Source organism: Mycobacterium sp. TH-M116 (assembly GCF_057473685.1).
The window spans coordinates 1-7966 of record NZ_JBYCLC010000307.1 but is presented as its reverse complement, the minus strand read 5'-3'; the positions used below and the strand labels follow the sequence as shown (position 1 = coordinate 7966).

8 protein-coding genes are annotated in these 7966 nt (G+C 70.3%); 4 read left to right on the top strand and 4 right to left on the bottom strand.

From position 1 onward, the window contains the following. Positions 1 to 667, top strand: a 667-nt coding sequence (gene deoC / locus AC2VOK_RS16095; RefSeq protein WP_428901374.1) for a deoxyribose-phosphate aldolase, incomplete at its 5' end; no start/stop codon positions are given. 122 nt (positions 668 to 789) lie between these two features. Here deoC and AC2VOK_RS16090 read toward each other — a convergent pair. From AC2VOK_RS16090 to AC2VOK_RS16080, 3 genes are read right to left on the bottom strand one after another with little or no spacing between them, the layout of a single operon-like run. Beyond that, the gene (locus AC2VOK_RS16090) at positions 790 to 1815 is read right to left on the bottom strand and encodes an LmeA family phospholipid-binding protein (protein WP_428901373.1); all 1026 of its coding nucleotides are present in this window, start codon (positions 1813 to 1815) and stop codon (positions 790 to 792) included. Then, complete coding sequence (locus AC2VOK_RS16085) at positions 1812 to 2642, bottom strand: carbon-nitrogen hydrolase family protein (RefSeq protein ID WP_428901372.1); 831 nt, start codon at positions 2640 to 2642, stop codon at positions 1812 to 1814. The genes AC2VOK_RS16090 and AC2VOK_RS16085 overlap by 4 nt, the downstream gene beginning before the upstream one ends. Positions 2643 to 2688: 46 nt before the next feature. Next, positions 2689 to 3213, bottom strand: a complete 525-nt coding sequence (locus AC2VOK_RS16080; RefSeq protein WP_428901371.1) for a DUF2505 domain-containing protein — start codon at positions 3211 to 3213, stop codon at positions 2689 to 2691. A 26-nt stretch (positions 3214 to 3239) separates the two neighbouring features. On the opposite strand from AC2VOK_RS16080, the gene AC2VOK_RS16075 reads away from it, so the two are divergent. Both AC2VOK_RS16075 and AC2VOK_RS16070 read left to right on the top strand, forming a co-directional pair. Further along, complete coding sequence (locus AC2VOK_RS16075; protein WP_428901370.1) at positions 3240 to 4352, top strand: UDP-N-acetylmuramate dehydrogenase; 1113 nt, start codon at positions 3240 to 3242, stop codon at positions 4350 to 4352. A 40-nt stretch (positions 4353 to 4392) separates the two neighbouring features. Further along, positions 4393 to 5775 (top strand): L,D-transpeptidase, encoded by a 1383-nt coding sequence (locus AC2VOK_RS16070; RefSeq protein WP_428901369.1) that lies wholly within the window; start codon positions 4393 to 4395, stop codon positions 5773 to 5775. Here the strand turns inward: AC2VOK_RS16070 and AC2VOK_RS16065 are convergent. After that, positions 5759 to 6508, bottom strand: coding sequence for an SDR family NAD(P)-dependent oxidoreductase (locus AC2VOK_RS16065; protein ID WP_428901368.1), 750 nt, complete (start codon positions 6506 to 6508; stop codon positions 5759 to 5761). The genes AC2VOK_RS16070 and AC2VOK_RS16065 overlap by 17 nt on opposite strands. A 234-nt stretch (positions 6509 to 6742) precedes the next feature. Here AC2VOK_RS16065 and AC2VOK_RS16060 point away from each other — a divergent pair, with 234 nt between their 5' ends. After that, positions 6743 to 7963, top strand: a complete 1221-nt coding sequence (locus AC2VOK_RS16060; protein ID WP_428901375.1) for an ROK family protein — start codon at positions 6743 to 6745, stop codon at positions 7961 to 7963. Positions 7964 to 7966: the final 3 nt, after the last annotated feature.

The window sequence follows — 7966 nt, the reverse complement described above, 5'->3', positions numbered from 1 at the left end:
CTCCCGGGAACTGCTCGCGGCAGTGGTCGACCACACTCTGCTCAAACCCGAGGCCACCGAGGCCGACGTGGCCAGTCTGGTCGCCGAAGGTGTCGAGCTGGGCGTGTACGCGGTGTGCGTATCGCCGTCGATGACGCCGGTCGCGGTGCGGACCGCCGCCGGCCGTCTACGGGTCGCGGCGGTCGCCGGTTTCCCGTCCGGCAAGCACGTGCCGGCGGTCAAGGCACTCGAGGCGCGCCGGGCCGTGGCCGACGGTGCCGGCGAGATCGACATGGTCATCGATGTCGGTGCTGTGCTGAGTGGCGACGCCGACGCGGTGCGCTCCGACATCGAGGCGGTACGCGACGCCGTGCCCGGGGTAGTGCTCAAGGTGATCGTGGAGTCCGCGGTGCTGTTGGCCCGGTCCGGAGAACGCGCGCTGGTGGACGCCTGTCACGCCGCCGAGGCGGCAGGTGCCGACTTTGTCAAGACCTCGACCGGGTTCCACCCCGCGGGCGGGGCATCGGTGCGTGCGGTCGAGCTGATGGCGCAGGCCGTGGGCGGTCGGCTGGGGGTCAAGTCCAGCGGCGGGATCCGCACCGCCGCCGACGCGCTGGCGATGCTTGATGCCGGCGCGACCCGGCTCGGCCTTTCGGGCACCCGGGCGGTGCTCGACGGTCTGGGCTGATTGGCCGAACTCCTCAGCCGGCCGTGTCGGCCCGCATCGTCGTGCGGCTGGGCTGATTGGCCGAACTCCTCAGCCGGCCGTGTCGGCCCGCATCGTCGTGCGGCTGGGCTGATTGGCCGAACTCAGAGGTTTGCGAAGCAGGGGTCCTGGCCGCCGCCACCGGCGGGGATCGTCGCGTTCCGGGTGGAGAACTTGCTCACCACACCGGTATCGGTGACCTGCACGCTGTCGGCGTGGATGCCCAACGGGTAGTTCTGCGTCAGCTTGGTGGTGAACTCATCCAGCGTCGACTGCACGGATTCTTTCGGCAAGGTGAACCCCAGCGCATTGAATGTCTGGATCTGCAGCCGCAGCCCCTTGCCCTGCACGATCGGTTTGGCGGTGATGTCGTCGAGCATGCCCTTCAGCTCGATGGTCCCGTCCCGGGGGTGGGCGGTCACACTGTTGGTGACGAACGGACCCAGGACAGGGATGGAATTCTGCACCGTCTGCTTGATGCCTTCGGCCGTCCAGGTGATGGTGGCGTCCAGCGATCCGACGGTGCCCTTCGAGTTGTCGGACGACTTGAGTCGGACGTCTTTGATGTCGAGGGCGATCTTCATGCCCTTGGCGTCGCGGATCTGGTTACCGGCCGTGGACACCGAGATGTTGGTGAAGTGCTCGGTGGCCAGCTGCCACAGCAACAGCGGTGTCACGCCGAACGAGGCGGTGGCCCTGTCCTTGACTTCGCAGGCCACCGCCTCGGCGACCTTGGTGTCGGCCACGTGGCGGGCGTAGAGCTCGGCGCCTACCAACCCCCCGACCAGGAGCGCGAACACGATGATGCACACCAGGAGAATGGCCAGCGGGTCGCGAAGGAAGCCTCGCTTCCTTCTTCCCGCCGGTTCGTCGTTGGCGCCGCCTACCCGTTCGGCGGGCGTCGTGGGCGGGTTCGGCGGCGGGGTGTAGGGGGGACGCGGCCGGGGCGCGTGCGATGCGCCCATCCGATCGGTCTGGTCGGGCTGCTGAACAGGGGCGGGAGCCGGTGTTTCCTGCGACGGTTGGCCGGCCGGCATCCGCTCGGTGGGTGTTTGACCGAAGGAGCCTTGGTTGCCGGGACGCGACCACGTCGGCGGGCCCTGGTTCGGTGGTCCTTGTGGGTTAGTCACTCAACCGATTCTGCCCTATCGGCGCGGGTGAACGCCGCGCTGTTGCGCAGCACGGCGATGGCGTCCCGCGCCCGGGCAACCCGGTCGACGTCGATGTCGGCGACCACCAGTTCCTGGTTCGGCCCGGCCGACGCGATCACCTCACCCAGCGGCGAGGCCACCAGGCTGCCGCCCACCCCGGTCGGCGCGCTCGGGGCCTCGAGGTCCTGCCCGGGGTTGGCCTGGCCGACCGCTGCGACGTAGCTCATGCAGTCCAGCGCGCGGGCCCGGGCCAGCAGCGTCCATTGCTCGAGCTTGCCGGGCCCCGCCCCCCAGGACGCGCAGACGACGATCAGCTGGGCGCCGCGCCGGGCCAGCTCCGTATAGAGCTCGGGAAAGCGAATGTCGTAGCAGATGCTCAACCCCACCCCGACATCGTCGACCGTGATCACCGCCGGCTCGTGCCCGGGAGCGACGGTTTTCGACTCGGTGAACCCGAACGCGTCGTAGAGGTGGATCTTGTCGTAATGGGCGTCCGGCGTGTTGGGGCACCCGGGCCCGGCGGCGATCAGCGTGTTCGTCACCCGCCCATCGCCGGACGGGGTGAACATGCCGGCGACCACGGTGACACCGAAGCGGGCCGCGATCCGCCGGACCCCGGTTGCCCAGGGGCCGTCGATCGGCTCGGCCACGGGCGCCAGCGGGACACCGAACCGGCACATGGTCGCCTCGGGGAACACCACCAGCTTCGCGCCCGAGTCGGCGGCACGGCCCGTGTACGCGCTGACCAGCTCCAGGTTTGCCGCCGGCTCGGTGCCACTGAGGATCTGCGCCAGGGCGATTCTCATGGGAGCCAGCTTAGGCGGCGATCACAACCGGCCGGTGCGGACGAATTCAGCTGTTGGCGGCGATCCATTCCGAGGTGAAGCGCTGTTCGGCCGTCACCAGCTCGGCCAGCCGGTTGCCGATGATCTTCTCCACCTTGCCGCCGATGAGGGGTGCCCGCACCTGCACGGTGATGCGGAATTCCAGCCGGGCGCCACCGGACGGGGTGGCCCGCGACAACTCGGCAGTGCCCCACACGCTTACCGGAGCGCCCACAATCTGACCCGCGATGGATGCCGTCGCGGCACCGTCGGTGACCGGTCCCCAGGTCTCCTCGCGCCTGATACACAAATCACCCCGGTGTAGCTGCGTGACCATGGCCGGCAGATTGTGACTGCGCACCACTTGCAGAGTGGCCACCTCGATGGAGGGCCCGTCACCGGACCGGCCACCGACCCGGATCGATTCCAGCGTGGCCTCGTCGACGGGAATGTCGGCCAGCCGGGCCCGCCAGTACTCCTCCTCCTGGAAGGCGCGGTGAATGTCCTCGACGCCGCCCGGGTAGTCGGCGGACAAGTCGAATGAACGCGGCATAGCTGGTCAGGCTACCGTTACGGCCCATGACAAGCAGCGGTGCCGGTTCCCGCTACGCCGGTGCGCAGGTCGCCGAGGGGGTGCCACTGGCACCGCTGACCACGCTGCGTATCGGCCCGGTGGCGCGGCGCCTGATCACCTGTACCAGCACCGAGCAGGCGGTCGCGGTTGTGGGGCAACTCGACGCCGAGGCCCGCGGCGGCAGCGCCGGCCTCGACACCGGTCCGCTCCTGATCTTTGCCGGCGGCTCCAACATCGTGATCGACGACACCCTGACCGACCTGACCGCGGTGCGGCTGGCGGGCGCCGCCATCACGGTCGAGGGCAATCTGATGCGCGCGGAGGCCGGCGCGGTGTGGGACGACGTCGTCAGCACCGCCATCGAGCACGGACTGGGCGGGCTGGAATGCCTGTCCGGGATCCCGGGATCGGCGGGGGCAACCCCGGTGCAAAATGTCGGGGCCTACGGCGCCGAAGTGGCCGACACCCTCACCCGCGTCCGGGTATTGGATCGCGGCAGTGGTGCGGTGCGCTGGGTACCGGCCGGTGAGCTGGGCTTCGGCTACCGCACCAGCATGTTCAAGCGGGCCGGCCGGGTGGGGCGCGGAGCGCCCGCGGTGGTGCTGGAAGTGGAGTTCGCGCTGGATGCGTCCGGACGCAGCGCGCCGCTGCGCTACGGCGAGCTGACCACTGCGCTGGACGCGGCCGGTGGCGAGCGCGTCGACCCGCGGGCGGTTCGCGACGCGGTGCTGGCGCTGCGCGCACGCAAGGGCATGGTGCTCGACGCAGCCGACCACGACACGTGGAGCGTCGGATCGTTTTTCACCAATCCGGTGGTCGCACCGGAAGTCTACGAACGGCTGGCCAGCGGAGGGGAGATCCCGCACTACCCGGCGCCGCACGGCGTCAAGCTGGCCGCGGGCTGGCTGGTGGAGCGGGCCGGCTTCGCGAAAGGGTTCCCGCAGGACGCAGCGGCGCGCTGCCGGCTGTCCACCAAGCACGCGCTGGCCCTGACCAACCGCGGCGGGGCGAGGGCCGCGGACGTGATCGCACTGGCCCGCAGTGTGCGTGACGGGGTACGCGACGTGTTCGGCATCACATTGCGGCCGGAGCCGGTGCTGTTCGGCTGCGCGCTCTAGCCGTTACTTTCCGGCGGTAGCGTGCGGTTCGCGAGTCTGCGTGGCCCGGACTGGTCGTCATCTCCCGGTATCTTTGGTTGGCGTGAGCAGATCCAGCGCCCCGCCGCCGATCAAGCGGCGCCTGGCCTTGGCGGCTCTCGGGCTCGGTGCCTTCACCCCGAGCGTCCTGGCCGCCTGCGGCGACACGGTGACCAGACACGTCCAGAAAAATGAACCGCCGGCGCCACAGTTGAGGTTCCAGCCGGCCGACGCCACCGCCAACGTGATTCCGACCGCCTCGATCAGCGCCCGGGTCGGCGAGGGCTGGTTCCAGAAGCTGGCCTTGAAGAATTCGGCGGGCAAGGTCGTCGCCGGGGTGTTCAACGACGACCGCACCGCCTACACGGTCACCGAGCCACTGGGATACGACGCAACCTACGCGTGGAGCGGTTCGGTGGTCGGCCACGACGGTAAGGCGGTTCCCGTCGCGGCCACGTTCACCACCGTGACGCCGACCAAGACGATCGACGGGGGATTCCAGCTGGCCGACGGCCAGACCGTCGGCGTCGCGGCCCCGGTCATCATCCAGTTCGATGCCGCGATCAGCGACAAGGCCGCCGTCGAGAGGGCCATCGCCGTCACCACCGACCCGCCGGTCGAGGGCAGCTGGGCGTGGCTGCCCGACGAGGCGAAGGGCTCCCGCGTGCACTGGCGCCCCCGCGATTACTACCCGGCAGGCGCCTCGGTCGACGTCGACGCCAAGTTCTACGGGGTCCCGTTCGGTGACGGTGCCTACGGGGCGCAGGACATGTCGCTGAAGATCAAGATCGGCCGGCGCCAGGTGGTCAAGGCCGAAGTCATGTCGCACCGCATCCGGGTCATCACCGACGCCGGCGTCATCATGGACTTCCCGTGCAGCTACGGGGAGGGCGACGAGGCCCGCAACGTCACCCGCAACGGGATCCACGTGGTCACGGAAAAGTACTCTGACTTCTACATGTCGAACCCGGCCGCCGGGTACAACCACATCCATGAGCGCTGGGCTGTGCGCATCTCCAACAACGGCGAGTTCATCCACGCCAACCCGGCCAGCGCCGGCGCGCAGGGCAACAGCAACGTCACCAACGGCTGCATCAATCTCTCGACGGACGACGCCCAGCAGTACTACCGCACCGCGATCTACGGCGACCCGGTCGAGGTGACCGGCAGCCCGATCGAGCTGTCCTACGCCGACGGCGACATCTGGGACTGGGCCATGGACTGGAACACGTGGGTGGCGATGTCGGCATTACCGCGACCGGACGCGCATCCGCCGGCGAGCCAGATCCCCGTCACCGCTCCGGGTACACCCGCGGACGCCCCCACGCTGTCCGCAACACCGACCACGACCACCACCACCACCACCACGACCACTACCACGGCGCCTCCTAGCGTCGGCGGTTGAACCTACTGGCCGACGACTGGTCGCGCGGTCGGATCACGACCAGGTCCAGGTTGACGTGCGCCGGCCGGGAAGCCACGAAACCGATCACCTCGGCGACGTCGGCGGCCACCAGCGGTGTGATGCCGGTGTAGACCGCGTCGGCGCGCTGTTGATCGCCCTGGAAGCGAACCAGGGAGAACTCGGTTTCGACCGCTCCCGGAGCAATCTCGGTGAGCCGAACCGGTTTTCCCAGCAGTTCGCCGCGCAGCGTGCGGTGCAGTGCGCCCTGGGCGTGCTTGGCCGCGGTGTAGCCGGCGCCGCCGTCGTAGACCTCGAACGCCGCGACCGAGGTGACGGTGACGACCAACCCGTCGCCCGAGTCGACCAGCTTGGGCAGCAGCGCGCGGGTGACCCGCAGCGTGCCCATCACGTTGGTCTCCCACATCCATCGCCAGTGCTCGAGGTCGGCGTCGGCGACGGACTCCAGCCCCCGCGCGCCACCGGCGTTGTTGACCAGCACGTCCGCGCGATCCATCGCACCCGCCAGCGCGTCGACTGCCGCGTCGTCCGTGACGTCCGCCACAATCGCGGTCCCGCCGATCTCGTCGGCGAGGGCCTGGATCCGGTCCCCCCGGCGGGCCACCGCGACGACGTGAAACCCTTGCGCGGCAAGGGTTCTGGCGGTCGCCTCCCCGATTCCGGAGCTGGCGCCGGTGACTACCGCGACCCTTCGGTCCCCGCCCGCTGTCGTCATCGGGACAACTTTAGTGAACGTGGTAAATTCCGGGAATGCACCCCAGCGCCCTGACCGGCACGAGCATCGCGGGTCGCTCGTGTTGTCGTCGTGCACCAGGCCGCTCCTGACTGTTCCGGCGTGGCCGATGACCGGCCATCGTCAATCGGACAAAGGACGCTCGTGCGCTCTGACACCCTCACCGCAGGCCAGCGCGGGGCCGGCCGCGGGACCCACACCCGGGCACGTCAACCGATCGTCCCGCCGGCCCTGTACCTCTCGGACTCCGCGGCCGCGTCCGTCTTTCGGGCCGTGCGGTTGCACGGCCCCCTTGCCCGCGACCACATCGCCGGTGTCACCTCACTGAGCGTTGCGACGGTCAACCGTCAGGTCGCCGCGCTGCTCGACGCGGGTCTGCTGCGGGAACGCGCCGACCTGGCGCTCGCCGGTGCCATCGGGCGCCCACGGGTGCCCGTCGAGATCAACCACGAACCGTTCATGACGCTGGGCATGCACATCGGTGCGCGGACCACCAGTATTGCGGCGACCGACCTGTTCGGCCGCACCCTGGACACTGTCGAGACGCCCACCCCGCCGCATTCTGCCGGGACGGCGCTGGCCTCGCTCGCCGACAGCGCCGCGGGGTATCTGCGGCGCTGGCATCGGCGCCGCCCACTGTGGTTGGGGGTCGCCATCGGAGGCAACGTCAACGGCGCAACGGGCCGCGTCGACCACCCGCGGCTGGGCTGGCGCCAGGCCCCCGTCGGGCCGGTGCTGGCCGACGCGCTGGGCCTGCCGGTGTCGGTGGCTTCGCACGTCGACGCCATGGCCGGCGCCGAGCTGCTGCTCGGCCTGCGCCGGTGCGCATCCGGCTCGCCGACCATCCTGTACGTCTATGCGCGCGAGACTGTGGGTTATGCGCTGGTGATCGGCGGCCGGGTGCACTGCCCGGCCAGCGGCCCTGGCACGATCGCGCCGCTCCCCGCGTACTCCGAGCTGCTCGGCGGGACCGGGCAGCTGGAGTCCACCGTCAGCGACGAGGCGGTGTTGGCCGCCGCGCGGCGGCTGCGGATCATGCCTCCGGATCCCCCTGGCGGGTCCGCCGGCGCCATCACCGACCTGCTGCGCGTGGCGCGGGCAGGTGACCGGCAGGCCCGGCAGTTGCTGGCGGAGCGGGCGCGGGTGCTCGGTGAGGCGGTGGCGTTGCTGCGCGATCTGCTCAATCCCGACGAGCTCGTGGTCGGTGGCCAGGCCTTCACCGAATATCCCGAGGCGATGGATCGGCTCACGGCGGCCTTCTGGGGCCGCTCGACGCTGCCGAAGCGCGAAATCCGCGTCACCGCCTTCGGCGAACGCGTGCAGGAAGCCGGGGCGGGGACGGTGTCGCTGGCCGGCGTGTACGCCGACCCGGTGGGCGCGCTGCGTCGGGCGCGGGCTGCCGACGCCCCGCCGGTCGGCCCTGGACCGTCCGCGTGACCC